The organism is Escherichia sp. WS547, assembly GCF_046486065.1.
In the GTDB taxonomy this organism is placed as follows: domain Bacteria; phylum Pseudomonadota; class Gammaproteobacteria; order Enterobacterales; family Enterobacteriaceae; genus Escherichia; species Escherichia coli.
The window spans coordinates 44,138-61,776 of the sequence record NZ_JBJQMA010000024.1 but is presented as its reverse complement, the minus strand read 5'-3'; the positions used below and the strand labels follow the sequence as shown (position 1 = coordinate 61,776).

General features: G+C 49.1%; 17 protein-coding genes, 7 tRNA genes and 1 other RNA gene. 6 read left to right on the top strand and 19 right to left on the bottom strand.

Features of this window, described 5'->3' with window-relative positions:
• Window positions 1-9: 9 nt before the first annotated feature.
• From ACJHWK_RS19075 to cydA, 19 genes are all read right to left on the bottom strand, one after another.
• A non-coding RNA gene (locus ACJHWK_RS19075) (RtT sRNA) lies at window positions 10-135 on the bottom strand.
• Window positions 136-165: 30 nt separating this feature from the next.
• Window positions 166-241 (bottom strand) — tRNA-Lys (locus ACJHWK_RS19070).
• A 132-nt stretch (window positions 242-373) separates the two neighbouring features.
• Window positions 374-449: transfer RNA gene (locus ACJHWK_RS19065), tRNA-Lys, on the bottom strand.
• A gap of 146 nt (window positions 450-595) precedes the next feature.
• Window positions 596-671: transfer RNA gene (locus ACJHWK_RS19060), tRNA-Lys, on the bottom strand.
• Between the two features lie 3 nt (window positions 672-674).
• Window positions 675-750: transfer RNA gene (locus ACJHWK_RS19055), tRNA-Val, on the bottom strand.
• 51 nt (window positions 751-801) lie between these two features.
• A tRNA-Lys gene (locus tag ACJHWK_RS19050) sits at window positions 802-877 on the bottom strand.
• 2 nt (window positions 878-879) lie between these two features.
• Window positions 880-955 (bottom strand) — tRNA-Val (locus tag ACJHWK_RS19045).
• Window positions 956-1,090: 135 nt separating this feature from the next.
• Window positions 1,091-1,166, bottom strand: a tRNA-Lys gene (locus ACJHWK_RS19040).
• 164 nt (window positions 1,167-1,330) lie between these two features.
• Window positions 1,331-2,122 (bottom strand): cell division protein CpoB, encoded by a 792-nt coding sequence (gene cpoB, locus ACJHWK_RS19035; protein WP_000097569.1) that lies wholly within the window; start codon window positions 2,120-2,122, stop codon window positions 1,331-1,333.
• A gap of 9 nt (window positions 2,123-2,131) precedes the next feature.
• Complete coding sequence (gene pal / locus ACJHWK_RS19030) at window positions 2,132-2,653, bottom strand: peptidoglycan-associated lipoprotein Pal (RefSeq protein ID WP_001295306.1); 522 nt, start codon at window positions 2,651-2,653, stop codon at window positions 2,132-2,134.
• A 34-nt stretch (window positions 2,654-2,687) separates the two neighbouring features.
• Window positions 2,688-3,980 (bottom strand): Tol-Pal system beta propeller repeat protein TolB, encoded by a 1,293-nt coding sequence (gene tolB / locus ACJHWK_RS19025; protein WP_001295307.1) that lies wholly within the window; start codon window positions 3,978-3,980, stop codon window positions 2,688-2,690.
• A 132-nt stretch (window positions 3,981-4,112) separates the two neighbouring features.
• Window positions 4,113-5,411, bottom strand: a complete 1,299-nt coding sequence (gene tolA, locus ACJHWK_RS19020; protein ID WP_021523047.1) for a cell envelope integrity protein TolA — start codon at window positions 5,409-5,411, stop codon at window positions 4,113-4,115.
• A 64-nt stretch (window positions 5,412-5,475) separates the two neighbouring features.
• Window positions 5,476-5,904, bottom strand: a complete 429-nt coding sequence (gene tolR, locus ACJHWK_RS19015) for a colicin uptake protein TolR (RefSeq protein WP_000090097.1) — start codon at window positions 5,902-5,904, stop codon at window positions 5,476-5,478.
• A gap of 3 nt (window positions 5,905-5,907) precedes the next feature.
• Window positions 5,908-6,600: a Tol-Pal system protein TolQ gene (tolQ, locus tag ACJHWK_RS19010; protein WP_000131314.1), complete on the bottom strand. Its 693-nt coding sequence runs from the start codon at window positions 6,598-6,600 to the stop codon at window positions 5,908-5,910.
• Complete coding sequence (ybgC, locus tag ACJHWK_RS19005) at window positions 6,597-7,001, bottom strand: tol-pal system-associated acyl-CoA thioesterase (protein ID WP_001098384.1); 405 nt, start codon at window positions 6,999-7,001, stop codon at window positions 6,597-6,599. The genes tolQ and ybgC overlap by 4 nt, the downstream gene beginning before the upstream one ends.
• Window positions 7,002-7,150: 149 nt before the next feature.
• Window positions 7,151-7,444, bottom strand: a complete 294-nt coding sequence (gene ybgE / locus ACJHWK_RS19000; RefSeq protein WP_000034602.1) for a cyd operon protein YbgE — start codon at window positions 7,442-7,444, stop codon at window positions 7,151-7,153.
• Window positions 7,444-7,557, bottom strand: a complete 114-nt coding sequence (cydX, locus tag ACJHWK_RS18995; protein WP_000270282.1) for a cytochrome bd-I oxidase subunit CydX — start codon at window positions 7,555-7,557, stop codon at window positions 7,444-7,446. Before cydX ends, ybgE begins: the two co-directional genes overlap by 1 nt.
• Before the next feature lie 14 nt (window positions 7,558-7,571).
• The gene (gene cydB / locus ACJHWK_RS18990; RefSeq protein ID WP_000568275.1) at window positions 7,572-8,711 is read right to left on the bottom strand and encodes a cytochrome d ubiquinol oxidase subunit II; all 1,140 of its coding nucleotides are present in this window, start codon (window positions 8,709-8,711) and stop codon (window positions 7,572-7,574) included.
• 15 nt (window positions 8,712-8,726) lie between these two features.
• Window positions 8,727-10,295, bottom strand: a complete 1,569-nt coding sequence (cydA, locus tag ACJHWK_RS18985) for a cytochrome ubiquinol oxidase subunit I (protein ID WP_000884361.1) — start codon at window positions 10,293-10,295, stop codon at window positions 8,727-8,729.
• Window positions 10,296-11,100: 805 nt separating this feature from the next.
• Here cydA and ACJHWK_RS18980 point away from each other — a divergent pair.
• The 6 genes from ACJHWK_RS18980 (at window position 11,101) to ACJHWK_RS18955 (ending at window position 17,637) form a co-directional block, all read left to right on the top strand.
• A complete protein-coding gene (locus ACJHWK_RS18980; RefSeq protein ID WP_001305591.1) occupies window positions 11,101-12,045 on the top strand; it encodes a hypothetical protein in 945 nt (314 codons plus the stop codon).
• Window positions 12,046-12,125: 80 nt separating this feature from the next.
• Window positions 12,126-12,548 (top strand): hypothetical protein, encoded by a 423-nt coding sequence (locus tag ACJHWK_RS18975; protein ID WP_000613113.1) that lies wholly within the window; start codon window positions 12,126-12,128, stop codon window positions 12,546-12,548.
• Window positions 12,549-13,094: 546 nt separating this feature from the next.
• Window positions 13,095-13,544, top strand: coding sequence for a methylaspartate mutase subunit S (glmS, locus tag ACJHWK_RS18970; RefSeq protein WP_000710394.1), 450 nt, complete (start codon window positions 13,095-13,097; stop codon window positions 13,542-13,544).
• Window positions 13,544-14,932, top strand: coding sequence for a methylaspartate mutase accessory protein GlmL (gene glmL, locus ACJHWK_RS18965; protein ID WP_001522615.1), 1,389 nt, complete (start codon window positions 13,544-13,546; stop codon window positions 14,930-14,932). The genes glmS and glmL overlap by 1 nt, the downstream gene beginning before the upstream one ends.
• A gap of 18 nt (window positions 14,933-14,950) precedes the next feature.
• The gene (locus tag ACJHWK_RS18960) at window positions 14,951-16,396 is read left to right on the top strand and encodes a methylaspartate mutase subunit E (RefSeq protein ID WP_000423333.1); all 1,446 of its coding nucleotides are present in this window, start codon (window positions 14,951-14,953) and stop codon (window positions 16,394-16,396) included.
• Window positions 16,396-17,637, top strand: a complete 1,242-nt coding sequence (locus ACJHWK_RS18955) for a methylaspartate ammonia-lyase (RefSeq protein WP_000695029.1) — start codon at window positions 16,396-16,398, stop codon at window positions 17,635-17,637. Before ACJHWK_RS18960 ends, ACJHWK_RS18955 begins: the two co-directional genes overlap by 1 nt.
• The last annotated feature ends 2 nt before the right edge of the window (window positions 17,638-17,639 follow it).

Here is a 17,639-nt window from a genome sequence, read left to right as displayed (position 1 = left end):
TTTTTACATTGGTGGGTCGTGCAGGATGACTCGCTTCGCTCGCCCTTCGGGCCGTCGCCGCGAGCGGCTCCGTTGTTTCGCTGCGCTCAACTCAAACCTGCTGCAGGTTCGAATCTTTGAGTATCGCAGATAGCAAAAAAGCGCCTTTAGGGCGCTTTTTTACATTGGTGGGTCGTGCAGGATTCGAACCTGCGACCAATTGATTAAAAGTCAACTGCTCTACCAACTGAGCTAACGACCCCTTGCGGGATTATGCTGCTTTAATCATTCAGGATGGTGGGTCGTGCAAGATGACTCGACTTCGTCTCGCCCTTCGGGCCGTTGCTAACGCAACGTTATCCTTCACGTTCTCTACCAGTAACCACCTTTAAATTGGTGGGTCGTGCAGGATTCGAACCTGCGACCAATTGATTAAAAGTCAACTGCTCTACCAACTGAGCTAACGACCCATACGGGTGTTACCTGAAAGATTTCTACTCGGAACCAATCTTTAAAATTGGTAGGTCGTGCAGGATGACTCGCTTCGCTCGCCCTACGGGCCGTTGCTGGCGCAACGTTATCCTTCACGCTTAACATCTGAGTTTGATGTTAAAATTGGTGGGTCGTGCAGGATTCGAACCTGCGACCAATTGATTAAAAGTCAACTGCTCTACCAACTGAGCTAACGACCCGAGTGGTGGGTGATGACGGGATCGAACCGCCGACCCCCTCCTTGTAAGGGAGGTGCTCTCCCAGCTGAGCTAATCACCCGATACTGCGCTGGATACTACAAACTACTTCCACCGAACCCACCGTAATTAGTGGTGGGTCGTGCAGGATTCGAACCTGCGACCAATTGATTAAAAGTCAACTGCTCTACCAACTGAGCTAACGACCCGGTGGTGGGTGATGACGGGATCGAACCGCCGACCCCCTCCTTGTAAGGGAGGTGCTCTCCCAGCTGAGCTAATCACCCGATACTACGCTGGATACTACAACTAACTAGGTTAGTGGTGGGTCGTGCAGGATGACTCGACTTCGTCTCGCCCTTCGGGCCGTTGCTGACGCAACGTTATCCTTCACGTTTTACTACCGCTTCCACCTTAGCGATTGGTGGGTCGTGCAGGATTCGAACCTGCGACCAATTGATTAAAAGTCAACTGCTCTACCAACTGAGCTAACGACCCACTTTTTCGTTGCTTTCGGTTTGTTTGATATCCCGTGGCAACGGCGGCATATATTACTGATTTCAGACTTGAGCGCAACAAAAATTTCGATGTAGATCACTCAACTGCTTATGATTCGCACGACACGACCAGAAATAATGCGACTTCTGGTCGTGTGTTATGCATTACATCGCGTTCAGACGTTTTTGTGCCTGTTTAGCGCCATCAGTACCAGGGTATTTACTGATAACCTGCTGGTATACGGCTTTCGCTTTTGCGGTGTCACCTTTGTCCTGCATGATGACGCCGACTTTAAACATCGCATCTGCAGCCTTTGGTGACTTCGGATAGTTTTTTACTACCGAAGCAAAATAGTACGCCGCATCATCTTTTTTACCCTTGTTGTAGTTTAACTGACCCAGCCAATAATTGGCGTTTGGCAGGTAAGTTGAATCAGGGTAATTTTTGATGAAATTCTGAAATGCCACCATTGCGTCATCCTGGCGGGATTTATCCTGCACCAGCGCAATTGCTGCATTGTAATCCGTGTTTGCATCGCCGCTTTTCACCGGCGCGCCAGCATTCGCAGTACCAGCATCAGCTGTCGGCGTCGTTGATGCCGCCGCACCGCTTTGATCACCGCTGGTTGATTGCGCCGCTGCACCACCGCTGCTGAGGCTGTCGATCTGCAACAGGATCTGCTTTTGCCGCTCCACGACCTGATTCAGTTGATACTGATTTTCCTGAATCTGGCCACGCAGGGAATCAATATCGGATTGATTATCAGAGAGTTGTTGCTGGAGTTGGGTTAAAAGCTGGCTGTGAGCATTTGAAATACGCTCAAGTTGAGTGACGCGGTCTTCGACCGAGCCTGAGCCGACACTACTGATTGGTGCCTGAGCAAAAGCGGCCCAGGGGGCCGCTATACCAACCAGTAACGACAGACTCAATAGTTGATGTCTGAAGTTACTGCTCATGCAATTCTCTTAGTAAACCAGTACCGCACGACGGTTTTTGGAGTATGCCGCTTCGTCATGACCCAGTACTGCAGGTTTTTCTTTACCGTAAGAAACGATGGAGATCTGGTCTGCAGAAACGCCTTTACCCTGCAGGTACATCTTAACGGCGTTCGCACGACGTTCACCCAGGGAGATGTTGTATTCCGGAGTACCACGTTCGTCCGCGTGACCTTCTACGGTGACTTTGTAAGACGGGTTGCTACGCAGGAAGTTTGCGTGTGCATCCAGCATTTGAGCGAAGTCAGAACGGATATCGTACTTGTCCAGATCGAAGTAAACGATGTTGTTCTGCTGCAGCTGTTGCATTTGCAGACGAGCCTGCTCTTCGGAAGACATGTTGCCATTGCCGCCGTTCGCATCCATACCAGTGCCGGCACCCAGCATGCCTTCGCTGCCGTCATTGCTGGCGTTCTTGTTGGAAGAACATGCCGCAATTGCCATAACAGGCAGAGCAATCATCAGCCCTTTCAGCACTTTGTTCAGTTGCATTTCAATGATTCCTTTACTATTCAATTAATTATTATCACAGATACGGCGACCAGGCAGGGAATTTGACCTGTCCATCAGTTGCCGGAAGACGCGCTTTGAAACGCCCATCTGTAGAAACCAAATTCAGCACGGATCCCATCCCCTGAGAAGAGCTGTAGATTACCATAGTGCCGTTAGGTGCCAGACTTGGCGTTTCATCCAGGAACGTGGACGACAGAACTTGTACGCCTCCCGTTGCCAGATCTTGTTTGGCAATGTGCTGCTGCCCACCATTGGAGCTGACCATTACCATAAATTTACCGTCGCTGCTGACATCCGCATCCTGGTTCTGCGAACCTTCCCAGGTAATACGTTGTGGCGCACCGCCGTTGATATTCACTTTATAAACCTGTGGACGACCGGCCTGGTCAGAAGTAAATGCCAGGTTCTGGCTGTCCGGGAACCAGGTCGGTTCGGTATTGTTACTGCGACCATCCGTCACCTGGCGGATCTGACCAGAAGCCAAATCCATTACGTACAGGTTCAGACTACCGGTTTTCGACAAGGCGAATGCCAGTTTGCTGCCGTCTGGCGAGAATGCAGGTGCACCGTTGTGACGCGGGAATGAAGCCACCTGACGTACAGCGCCATTTGCCAGCGTTTGGATGACCAGCGCGGAACGACCGCTTTCGAAGGTCACATAAGCCAGTTTAGAACCGTCTGGTGACCACGCCGGAGACATCAGCGGCTGCGGTGAACGGTGAACGACAAACTGGTTGTAACCGTCATAGTCAGATACGCGCAGTTCATACGGGAACTGACCGCCGTTGGTCTGAACAACGTAGGCAATACGGGTACGGAACGCACCTTTAATGCCGGTCAGTTTTTCAAACACTTCATCACTGGCGGTATGACCAGCATAACGCAGCCACTGCTTGTTCACTTTGTACGAGTTCTGAGCAAGTACAGTACCCGGTGCGCCGCCAGTGTCAACAAGTTGATAAGCAACATTGTAAGAACCATCCGGATTCGGAGTGACCTGACCGACAACTACAGCGTCAATGCCCAGTGCGGACCATGCAGCTGGTTGTACTTCCTGCGCACTACCCGGCTGCTGTGGCAGACGAGCGCGATCTAACGGATTAAATTTACCGCTGTTACGCAAGTCAGCAGCAACGATGCCGCCAATATCTTCAGGTGCCGCACCAGGACCCGCCCACTGGAAAGGAACAACTCCAATAGGACGACCGGAATCTACACCGCTGTCGATCACAATGCGGACTTCAGCATGCAGAACTGATGCCCACAGTATGAGAAAACCAAATGCTACTCGTAATGCCTGCTTCATCATATCTCCCTTATCTGGACCGATGGCCCACGATAATTTAGCAGAATGTTAACAAACTAAAATACACAAAACTACCAGAACCCCGTGGCAACCGGTGCCTGATGTTGACCGTCGGAACAGTCAACATCGCGATTACGGTTTGAAGTCCAATGGCGCGTTTTTGAACACTTCATATACTGCCTGGCTTGGTGGTTTCGGGATCTTCGCAAGTTTAGCTGCTGCCAACGCAGCCTGACAAAGTGCGGGATCGCCACCTTCAGGTTTGATATCCAGTAACATACCATCGGGTGCCAGTTTTATGCGCAGCGTACAGGTTTTGCCTGCATAGGACGATGCGTCATAGAACTTACTTTCGATAGCAGATTTAATCTGCCCGGCATAGTTATTGATATCGGCCCCTGATGCGCCATTGTTTTTAGTATTACCACTCCCGGCTGGCGAAGCATTGTTCCCTTTCGCCCCTCCCCCCGTTTTCGGTGCATTCTTACCAGAGCTTAGCTCACCGAAAATATCATCTGCCTCTGCGGCAGCTTTTGCTGCAGCGGCTTTTTCAGCTGCTGCTTTTGCAGCTGCCGCTTTTTTGTCTGCGGCGGCTTTTTCTGCCGCTGCTTTCTTATCAGCTGCTGCCTTTTCAGCAGCCGCTTTTTCTGCTGCTTTTTTGTCGGCTGCAGCTTTCTCTGCTGCCGCTTTCTTATCAGCTGCAGCCTTTTCAGCAGCCGCTTTCTTCTCAGCTGCAGCCTTTTCAGCAGCCGCTTTCTTCTCAGCTTCTGCTTTGGCTTTTTCAGCAGCTTCAGTTGCCGCTTTCTTTCTTGCTTCAGCTGCAGCTGCTTCTGCCGCTTCCGCTTTCTTCTTCAGTGCCGCCGCGGCTGCCTCGACTTTTTTCTGCGCTTCGGCTGCGGCTTTGGCGGCTTCTGCTTCTGCTTTTTTCTTCGCGTCTGCAGCCGCTTTCTTCGCAGCTTCTTCCGCAGCTTTAGCATCCGCTTCGGCCTTCGCTTTAGCATCTGCCGCCGCTTTCGCTGCCGCTTCTTCCGCTTGCTTCTGCTTTAACTCGGCCTGTTTTGCGGCTTCTTCAGCCTGCTTTTTCTGTTCCTGAGCAGCTAACCGCTCTTTCTCAAGTTGCTTCAGGCGTTCCTGTTCAGCCGCTTGTTTCTCACGCAGTTCTTCAGCAGCCTGCTGTTCCTTCATCTTGCGCTGCTCATCAGAACGCTTCGCGCTTGATTCCTGGCTTTGCATGCGTTTGTACTGCTCAACTACCGCACCTGAATCAACCATGACAGCGTCGATGGATGAACCACCGCCGCCTCCGGCTGAAGCTTCTATATTCTCATCGAACGAACTCCAGATCAGCGCCGCAAATAAGATGACATGCAGCACTGCTGAAATAATTATCGCCCGCTTGAGCTTGTCGTTTTGTTCGGTTGCCTTTGACACTCTCGGTTTCCAAAAACTGTTCGCCTGTTACCCGCTCTCTTTCAAGCAAGGGAAACGCAGATGTTTAGATAGGCTGCGTCATTAAACCAACCGATTTCACACCCGCACTATGTAACAAGTTCAGTGCTTTAATTATTTCATCGTAAGGCACATCTTTTGCGCCACCGATCAGAAAGACCGTTTTCGGGTTGGCCTTGAAACGGCTGGACACTTCCGCCACCACCTGCTCTGGTGGCAAACGCTCCAGGCGATCTTTCTCAACCACCACGGTGTACTGACCAATACCAGACACTTCAACAATCACTGGCGGATTATCGTTACTGCTCACCGCCTGTGATTCAGTAGCGTCTGGCAGATCGACCTCCACGCTCTGGGTGATGATGGGCGCTGTCGCCATAAAGATCAGCAACAGCACCAGCAGTACGTCCAGCAACGGTACAATGTTGATTTCGGACTTGAGATCGCGACGACCTCGTCCACGCGCTCTGGCCATGGCTTACCCCTTGTTGCTCTCGCTAACGGTAAACGCCTGGCGGTGCAGAATCGCGGTAAACTCTTCCATAAAGTTGTCGTAATTCAGTTCCAGTTTGTTTACGCGCTGGTTGAGACGGTTATAAGCCATTACCGCCGGAATTGCGGCGAACAGACCAATTGCCGTCGCAATCAACGCTTCTGCGATACCGGGCGCAACCATTTGCAGTGTTGCTTGTTTTACCGCCCCGAGGGCGATAAAGGCGTGCATGATCCCCCAGACCGTACCAAACAGACCAATATACGGGCTGATGGAGCCAACCGTACCGAGGAACGGAATGTGCGTTTCCAGATTTTCAAGTTCACGGTTCATGGAGATACGCATAGCACGCGACGCCCCTTCCACTACGGCTTCCGGCGCATGGCTATTGGCACGATGCAGGCGCACAAACTCTTTGAACCCGCTGTAAAAGATTTGTTCCGAACCAGTCAGATTATCCCGTTTCCCCTGGCTCTCTTGATAGAGGCGAGAGAGTTCGATTCCAGACCAGAATTTATCTTCAAACGCTTCGGCTTCGCGCGCCGCTGCGTTAAGAATACGGGTCCGCTGGATAATAATGGCCCAGGATGCGATTGAAAAACCAATCAAAATCAACATGATAAGTTTAACCAGAAGGCTAGCCTTCAGGAACAAATCAAGGATATTCATGTCAGTCACTGCTTAAACTCCGCGACAATAGACTTGGGAAGCGCACGAGGCTTCATTTTGAGTGGGTCAACGCAAACAACCAGAACCTCTGCTTCATTCAGCAAAGTATTCTCGGCGTTGACAATACGTTGCGTGAAAACCAAAGAGGTGCCACGCATTGATGTTATTTCAGTCTGTATTTCGAGCATATCGTCGAGCCGCGCAGGTGCGTAATATTCCACCGTCATTTTACGTACCACAAAGGCAACGCGTTCAGCCATCAGCGCCTGTTGACTGAAGTGATGATGACGCAGCATCTCTGTGCGTGCTCTTTCATAAAAAGCGACGTAACTGGCGTGGTACACCACACCACCGGCATCGGTATCTTCATAGTAGACACGAACCGGCCATCGAAACAGCGTTGTATTCACTTTACATCCCGGTAATGCAACAAAAGTTAGAGCTTTTAAACGCTGCTACTATACGCGCGCGATTGAGGTTTGGGAATGAGGGCAAGTTAAGGGAGCGTAAAAATTTATGGGCCTGGAGCGGCCCATAATTTTTTAAAGAGAATTCTGATTTAAAAGAAGAAGAAAATCAGCCCGACAATGAGAACAATATCGGCAAGCAATGGGCAAAAAATCCCTTGCCAAAGAACCTTCTGCGGACGAAAGCCCACGCCGTGAATCACACCAGCACAGACGGCCCACATCAGCAATAAACCATGCCAGATTTCCAGTTCACTGGTCTTCGCGGCGAAACGTGATGGATCCCAAAACATACATCCGGCTAACAGAAGCGCCATCACGAAGGAAAGCGCCCGCAGGGGGCGCTTGTCCATTACCGCATACAAGGTTGCGATAATCTTACTCATCAGATGTCTTCTTGACCGGCTTTGCCTGATTCGACGTGCTCAAGCGCCAGCGCGGTGATTACCCCAAACGAACAGGCAAGAAGCGTTCCCAGAATCCATGCGAAATACCACATTTTTAGCTCCTTACTTAGTACAGAGAGTGGGTGTTACGTTCAATATCTTCTTTGGTGATACGACCGAACATTTTCCAGTAACACCAGGCGGTGTAGAGCAGAATGATCGGTACCAGAACCACCGCAACCCAGGTCATGACGTTAAGCGTCAGCTGGCTGGATGTTGCATCCCACATTGTCAGACTTGCGTTCATCATGGTGCTGGACGGCATCACAAACGGGAACATTGCGATACCGGCAGTCAGGATGATGCAGGCCAGCGTCAGGGAGGAGAACACAAACGCCCACGCGGCTTTATCCATACGTGCAGTCAGGATGGTCAGCAGCGGCAGAACCACACCCAGTGCCGGAATAGCCCACAGAATTGGCGTGTTGTTGAAGTTAACCAGCCATGCGCCAGCTTCACGAACCACTTCTTTATTCAGCGGGTTAGAGGCTGCGTAATGGTCCATTGTCGATTTCACGACATAACCATCGATACCGTACATCACCCATACGCCAGCCAGTGCGAAACAGACCAGTGTCACCAGTGCCGCCACCTGAGCCGTTGCACGGGTACGCAGGTGCAGTTCGCCCACGGTACGCATTTGCAGGTAAGTCGCGCCCTGAGTAATGATCATCCCTACGCTCACCACGCCAGCCAGCAGGCCGAACGGGTTAAGCAGCTGGAAGAAGTTACCGGTGTAGTACAGACGCAGATATTCATCAACGTTGAACGGTACGCCCTGCAACAGGTTACCGAACGCTACACCAATCACCAACGGCGGAACGAAGCTACCAATGAAGATGCCCCAGTCCCACATGTTACGCCAGCGGGTTTCTTCAATCTTGGAGCGGTAGTCAAAACCGACCGGACGGAAGAACAAAGACGCCAGCACGAGGATCATCGCCACATAGAATCCGGAGAACGCAGCGGCATAGACCATCGGCCAGGCAGCAAAGAGTGCGCCGCCCGCGGTGATCAGCCAAACCTGGTTACCGTCCCAGTGTGGTGCAATGGAGTTAATCATAATTCGACGCTCGGTGTCGTTACGACCGAGGAAACGGGTGAGCATGCCCACCCCCATGTCGAAACCGTCAGTGACTGCAAAACCAATCAGCAGAACGCCAACCAGCAGCCACCAGATAAAACGCAATACTTCATAATCGATCATTTGACGACTCCTGTCTTAGCGTGCCGGCTGAGTAGTCGTGGAAGACTGCTCAAAGTGATAGCGACCGGTTTTCAGGCTGCTTGGGCCGAGGCGTGCAAACTTGAACATTAAGAACAATTCTGCCACCAGGAACAGGGTATACAGGCCGCAAATCAGCACCATTGAGAAGATGAGATCGCCTGCGGTCAGTGACGAGTTCGCCACAGCTGTCGGCAGCACTTCACCGATAGCCCACGGTTGGCGGCCATATTCAGCCACGAACCAGCCCGCTTCTACAGCAATCCACGGCAGCGGAATACCGTACAGCGCGGCGCGCAGCAGCCATTTTTTCTCGCCAATGCGGTTGCGGATGACACTCCAGAAAGAGAGCGCGATGATTGCCAGCAGCAGGAAGCCACACGCCACCATGATACGGAACGCGAAGTACAGCGGCGCTACACGCGGAATGGAGTCTTTGGTTGCCTGTTGAATCTGCGCTTCAGTCGCATCAGCCACGTTTGGCGTATAGCGTTTCAGCAGCAGACCGTAACCGAGGTCTTTCTTCATGCTATTGAACTGGTCACGAACCGCCTGGTCGGTAGAACCAGAACGCAGTTGTTCGAGCAGAGAGTACGCCTTCATCCCGTTACGAATGCGTTCTTCATGCTGCACCATCAGTTCTTTCAGGCCGATAACTGGAGTATCCACGGAACGCGTTGCAATGATGCCCAGCGCGTAAGGGATCTGGATCGCAAATTTGTTCGTCTCCTCTTCCTGATCAGGAATGCCGAACAGAGTAAAGGCAGCAGGCGCAGGTTGCGTTTCCCACTCGGCTTCAATAGCAGCCAGTTTGGTTTTCTGCACGTCGCCCATTTCGTAACCAGATTCATCACCCAGAACAATAACAGACAGAACGGCAGCCATACCGAAGCTGGCAGCGATAGCAAAGGAGCGTTTAGCGAAGGCGAAGTCACGACCTTTCAGCATATACCATGCGCTGATACCGAGGATGAACATCGCGCCAGTCACATAACCAGACGCTACAGTGTGAACGAATTTCACCTGAGCAACCGGGTTAAGCACCAGCTCGGAGAAGCTCACCATCTCCATACGCATAGTTTCAAAGTTGAAATCGGACGCGATTGGGTTTTGCATCCAGCCGTTCGCAACCAGAATCCACAGTGCGGACAGGTTTGAACCGAGCGCCACCAGCCAAGTGACACACATATGCTGAACTTTACCCAGACGATCCCAACCGAAGAAGAACAGACCTACAAAGGTGGATTCGAGGAAGAAGGCCATTAGACCTTCGATTGCCAGCGGCGCACCGAAGATATCCCCTACATAGTGGGAATAGTAAGACCAGTTAGTCCCGAACTGGAACTCCATAGTCAGACCGGTAGCCACACCCAGAGCGAAGTTGATACCAAACAACTTGCCCCAGAACTTGGTCATATCTTTATAAATCTGTTTGCCGGAAAGGACGTAGACCGTTTCCATAATGGCCAGCAGGAACGCCATACCGAGCGTCAGTGGCACAAAAAGGAAGTGGTACATCGCGGTCAAGGCAAACTGTAAGCGCGACAGTTCGACTATATCTAACATCATGACTCCTTGCTCATCGCATGAAGACTCCGAGAGTGAACCCCGTTAGAAAGGGTCACACGCATGCCCCAATACAAAATTATTTGCTCGCCTCTATCGTTGCCATTTCATCAAAAGAGGAAAAGACAATGATAAAAAAGTTACAAATATGTTAATGAATAAACCAAATTGATCCCGTAATTATATTACGCCGCAAAATCCTTACAATAAACAGGTTTTTATTGAGCAAATTTGCATTTTTCGACAGTGATCAATTTATAGCGAAATTGTCACGATCTCACCAATTTGATCTACGACAATTTATCGTGTTTTGCAGATTTTTTTCAAGAATTAAAAATTGATTTATATCAAAACCAACCAAATATGTTAATTATGTATAAATCATAGATCATTGGTGATTTTATTGTTAATTTATTGTGAAATATTTATGCAACACAATTATTACAATGAAAAGGTATAGATAAAAAACCAGTGTTTTATTTAACAGAACCGCCCTATCCACTTTTTATAATACCAATTGATTAGATTAGCCAATTTGTTGCTATTTTACATAACATATTTTTATCAAAGTTAATTGATTGTTGCCTTTATGAGCACCGGCCGTAAGCCCGTTATGTTATTGTTTCATTAGTAATAATCACTTAAATGTATCGATGAAACAGGTATGACTTAGCGGGAGTGATTGTTTCTGAGTGAACAGAGACCACTTTCGCCTGATAAATGAAAAATGAGCGATTTTTGCAAGTTAGTTTTTCTATAGCCGAGTACGCTCAGCGCCTCGCTTGATTACAATGAGGTTGCTGCTATGAGTCCTGATAATATCAGTTCTGCTGTCAATCGCTTCTCAGGTTGGCCATCTAATGATCCTCTAAAAACAGATAAAGAATCAATGACATCACCCATGACTGTGCAGGTAATAAAGATGATTGCCGCCATCCTTGATCCACATCGGATAGTCGTTGGAATCGATACACTTTATACAACGCAGCGCGAAACATTTACCTCAGAGAGTCAACAGCTCATTGAATCAGCATTGCAAACACTTCATGTGATGAATTTAAATAACCTGGAAACAAATCTCGATGAGGAAGGTCACTATCTGGCTTTTGGATATAACGTTGACACTCCTGACAGAATAACCGTTTCTGCTTATAATGAAAAAAAGCCTGGCTGCTATGGTCAATGTCTTTTAATACAGGATGACGAAACAGACTTATTTAACCTGATAAAAGTTAAAATTTTTGAAGCCAGGCATAATTATGTCGCTCAATTGATGAGCGATCCGGAATTTATGTTCAAATTTAGTTATAGCGCTCAACAAAATAGATTAGAACCTCATCTTCTGGTTCCCACTTATTTCCCTCTAAAAACAAACGAACCGGTTACGCAAGAGGATGTACTGTTACTTTATCGTTTCTTTAAAATGGATGGTGATTTTAATATATTAACATCAGATGAATACATGAGTATCATGACACCTCTGATGAAGTGTGAGCGCAGCATCCACGACCACAACAGGTATGTGACGGGCAAAGATACCCTTCTTCTGGATTATCCTCCTTCTGGTAACCAGATATATTTCCATATTTTTCCTGACGAATCAGCAACACTAGTCCTTTATTTTTCAAACAATGACATTGAATGTTTCGTCTTTGAAAGAGATATTCCGAGCCAGTATCGCTTTTTCAAAATGTTTACCAATCTGGCACTGGTTATTGATCAGTTAACCGATGCCAATCAAATACTTTAATTTTTATATATTCCCTGTGGCAAATATTGCCAAACAATGCCCGGGGATTAATTTTTATTACTCACGGAAAGATTTAAATAATGATCCCATCTCAAATCTCTTTCAACACCCTTCCTGTCAATGCAACATACGCTTCAGAGACAACAGTTGACACACAAAAATTCTCTGACATCCTCTACTCAGCGGGGTGTTCCCTAAAGGATCTGGCTTATCTGAGCAGATGTCTGGCATCAATACATCCGACTATCGCCAAAAACATTTATGAAACAGAAAATCTCAGCGATCAAAAATTACTGCATATTGATTGCCGTAGTACAAATGAAATCAAGATAAATATCTTTTTTGGTCAACAACGAGAAGGATTAATTGAAATTAATTCTGACACTGTCATTTTTCCGATATTGTCTTCATTAATTGACTCCGCCATTTCTAAATTTCAACACCAAATCCCCGTTAACGGTTCAGTAAATCCTGACCTATTGTATGAGGATTATACTGATTAAATCCACCCAGTCGCGAAAATGGCCTGCGTTATTGCCAGACGTAATAAAACTTTTGATTAACGTTACTCGTACTGGTAGCACCTTCATGTACTTTTCTTTTTTACGAAAAATCAAAAGAGCTAACAAAGGTCATAATTCGCATGAATCATTAATTATTTGTTATTTTCAACATTATTTTTACATTAAGCAGAGATGAATTGCAGTGAAATTCGACTTAACTTTTATGAAATGCATTTACTCATGGCTAAAGCCACGTCACAAAAATGCAAATTAGAAGTTGATCACAATTATCTCAATACATCAAATCAAGTTAATTTTAAAAATTTAACATTCATGACATTAGTTGACATAACACACTGAATTAAAATGAGAATTTGAAAACACACTTTAAACAATCATTTCCCGAAAGACATTTTGAAAATAGATCAATTGCAACATTACGGTCAGATAAAGACACTCCTGTGATATTAAACCTGTGCCGTTATGAGCGGCCATAAATACGACGTGTGTAACTTATTTTACTCTCTGTCTTACAAAGGATTACCCATGAAGAAAGCAACACTTGTGATTGGCGTTATTGGCGCGGACTGCCATGCAGTAGGCAATAAAGTTCTGGACCGCGTTTTTAGCAACCATGACTTCAGAGTTATTAATCTGGGCGTAATGGTCAGCCAGGACGAATATATTGATGCTGCCATTGAAACTGGTGCTGACGCGATTGTCGTCTCCTCTATCTATGGGCATGGCGATATCGATTGTCTGGGCATGCGCGAACGCTGCATCGAGCGTGGGCTGGGTAACATCCTGCTCTATGTGGGCGGTAACCTGGTGGTCGGAAAACATGACTTCGCTGACGTGGAAACCAAGTTCAAAGAGATGGGATTTGATCGCGTCTTTTCCCCAAGTCATGACTTAGAAGATGTTTGTCAGCTGATGGCCCACGATATCAACCAACGTCATAACGTTGATACTCGCATTCTTGAAGAGGCAATCTGATGCAAATCGTCTCTGTCGATATTGGTTCGACGTGGACCAAAGCAGCCCTCTTCGCCCGGGAGGGGGACGCGTTAACGTTGGTTAACCACGTACTGACCCCAACCACCACCCATCATCTGGCGAAGGGGTTTTTCTCCAGCCTGAACCTGGTGTTAAACGTAGATAATGCCCTCCCCCTGTTTAACAGCGGTGAGGTTACATTGAAGTATTCCTCCTCTGCCAAAGGTGGGCTGGCGGTTGCCGCAATGGGATTGGTGCCTTCTATCACCCTGGAAACCGCGAAAGTAACCGCTCACTCTGCGGGGGCTAAAATTGCGCAATATTACGCCTACAAGCTGAACCGCCGTGATATCCAGGCACTGGAAGAAACGCAGCCCGATATTCTCTTGTTCACCGGCGGCACCGACGGCGGAGAAGAAAGCTACGGCCTGAATAACGCCCGTGTGCTGGCAGAATCCAAACTCGACTGCGCCATTATTTATGCCGGAAACCGGGATATTCAGGACGAGGTGCAGGAGATCCTAGGGCATAAAGACCTGACCATCGTCGACAACGTTCTGCCCGATCTTGACCATCCGAACCCTTTAGCTGCACGCCAGGCTATCTGCGACATATTCCTTAAACGCATCGTTAAAGGGAAAGGGCTGGATGTCATTGTTGATAAAACAGGCGAAGAACCAATGCCGACACCATGGACGGTCTTTGAACTGGTTAAGGCAATCAGTAACGTCGATCACAGCTGGAAAGAGTTCATGCTGATCGACATGGGCGGCGCAACCACCGATGTCTATTCAGCCTGTGCCAACACGCTCTCGCCCGACACTGTTTTACATGGCGTACCGGAACCCTTCGTGAAACGGACGGTGGAAGGCGATCTGGGAATGCGCGTCTCGGCAATGGTGGTTGGTGAAAGTGCGAAAGAGTTAGTCAATGTGAATTTTGCTCAGCAACCCGCACAGCTGGACGCTTTTTATCATTACCTCCGTCATCTAGTCGCTCATCCCGACTACTTACCCGCGAATGCAGAAGAAAAATATTTCGATACCGTCCTGGCCGGACTGTGTGTGGGTTATGCCACCGAAAGACATGCGGGCACCAAAAAAGAGGTCTGCACCTGCGTCGGCAATGTCGATTTACAGATGGGACGTGACCTGACAACCGTGCGTAAAGTCGTGGGTTCCGGCGGATGGCTCTCGCGTGCCAGTCAGTTCGATATGCATCACTGGTTGAAATACCGCGAGTTAAACGACGACGGTAAACGCATTCTCTTACCGACCGAATTTGAATATTACCGCGATTCCCGGGGGCTATTACCACTGCTGGCAAACGTCGCCAGAGTCGATCCACTGGCCGCCGCGCGCACCAGTATTCAATGCTTAACCCTATAACAATTAAGGCTGCAATCAATGGAACTTCGAAATAAGAAATTAACCCATAACGAATTCATGACCGAGCGGCAACAGGTATTGAAAACCTGGGAAACCGGCAAGGATGTTGAAAACTTTGAAGATGGCGTTAAATACCAACAAACCATTCCTGAGCATAAACGCTTCTCTCTTGCCCTGCTGAAAGCAGACAAGGAAGGTAAAACTCTTAGCCAACCGCGCGCAGGCGTGGCGCTGATGGACGAACACATCGAACTACTGAAAACACTACAAGAAGAGTGCGATCTGCTGCCGAGCACCATCGATGCATATACCCGTCTGAATCGGTACGAAGAAGCTGCTGTAGGGATTAAAAAATCCATCGAAGCCGGAACCTCTAAACTGAACGGTTTACCGGTCGTTAACCACGGCGTCGCAGCTTGCCGTCGCCTCACCGAAACTCTGCAAAAACCGCTACAGATCCGCCACGGCACGCCAGATGCGCGTCTGCTGGCTGAAATCTCGATGGCCAGCGGCTTTACCAGTTATGAAGGCGGCGGCATTTCCTACAATATTCCGTATGCCAAGCGCGTAACGCTGGAAAAATCGATCCGCGACTGGCAGTACTGCGACCGTTTAATGGGGATGTATGAAGAACACGGGATCCGCATCAACCGCGAACCATTTGGCCCACTAACGGGTACGCTGATCCCGCCGTTTATCTCGCACTCTATCGCGATAATCGAAGGATTACTGGCGCTGGAACAGGGTGTGAAATCTATCACCGTTGGTTATGGACAGGTCGGCAGCCTGACGCAGGATGTCGCGGCGATCCAGTCTCTGCGTGAACTTGCACACGAATACTTTCAGAACTATGGCTATACCGACTATGAATTAAGTACCGTATTTCACCAGTGGATGGGCGGCTTTCCGGAAGACGAATCGAAAGCGTTCGCCATTATCTCCTGGGGTGCAGCCGTCGCGGGGATGTCTGGTGCCACCAAAGTCATCACCAAAAGCCCTCACGAAGCCTGGGGAATCCCGACTGCCGCTGCCAACATTCAGGGGCTGAAAGCCTCCCGCCAGATGCTCAACATGGTCAATGAGCAGAAATTCCCGCCGTGCCCTGCGGTTGAACTGGAAATTGAACTGATTAAGAGCGAGGTTCGCGCGGTACTGAATAAAGTGTTCGAACTGGGTAATGGTGATATTGCGCGCGGTACGGTGCTGGCATTTGAAGCGGGCGTACTGGATGTGCCATTTGCACCAGCCGCGTGTAACGCGGGCAAAATTCTTCCGGTCCGTGACAACACCGGCGCGATACGCGTACTGGAAGCCGGAGCCGTTCCATTGCCAAAAGATATTCTCGACCTCCACCACGATTACGTTGCGGAACGCGCACGCTTTGAAGGACGCCAACCGACATTCCAGATGGTTGTAGATGACATCAATGCTGTATCCCACAGTAAATTAATAGGAAGACCATAATGAAAATAAAACAGGCCCTTTTTACCGCTGGCTACTCCTCATTCTATTTCGATGACCAGCAGGCGATAAAAAACGGAGCGGGTCACGACGGTTTTTTTTATACCGGGGAGCCAGTAACACAGGGGTTTAACGCCGTACGTCAGGCCGGGGAGTGCGTATCGGTACAGTTGATTCTGGAAAACGGCGCGGTCGCCGTAGGTGACTGTGCTGCCGTACAGTATTCCGGGGCAGGTGGTCGCGATCCACTGTTCCTCGCGGAGCACTTTATTCCGTTCCTCAACGACCATATCAAGCCATTACTGGTAGGCCGCGATGTGGATACTTTCCTGCCGAATGCCCGTTTCTTCGACAAATTGCGTATTGACGGCAACTTGCTGCATACCGCCGTGCGCTACGGATTATCACAGGCGCTGCTTGATGCTACCGCGCTGGCAACCGGCCGTCTGAAAACTGAAGTGGTCTGTGATGAATGGCAGTTGCCACGCGTGGCGGAATCCATTCCATTATTTGGTCAGAGCGGCGACGATCGATATATCGCCGTCGATAAGATGATCCTTAAGGGCATCGACGTGCTGCCCCATGCACTGATTAATAACGTCGAAGAGAAACTGGGCTTTAAAGGTGAAAAACTGCGCGAATATGTCCGCTGGCTGTCGGATCGTATTCTGAGCAAGCGCACCAGCGCACGCTACCACCCTACCCTGCACATCGATGTATACGGCACTATCGGTCTGATCTTCGATATGGATCCGCTTCGCTGTGCGCAATACATCGCCAGCCTGGAAAAAGAAGCGCAAGGCCTGCCGCTCTACATTGAAGGTCCGGTCGATGCCGGTAACAAGCCCGATCAAATTCGCCTGCTGACCGCGATTACCAAAGAGCTGACGCGCCTCGGTTCCGGCGTGAAACTAGTGGCCGATGAATGGTGTAACACCTACCAGGATATTGTTGATTTCACCGATGCCGCCAGTTGCCACATGGTGCAAATCAAAACCCCGGATCTGGGCAGTATTCACAACATCGTCGATGCAGTTCTTTATTGCAACAGCCACAACATGGAAGCGTACCAGGGCGGCACCTGCAATGAAACTGATGTCAGTGCCCGCACCTGTGTCCACGTCGCCCTTGCCGCTCGCCCCATGCGTATGCTGGTAAAACCAGGGATGGGCTTTGACGAAGGCCTCGATATCGTCTTCAACGAAATGAATCGTACTATCGCGCTGTTGCAGGCTAAGGATTAACA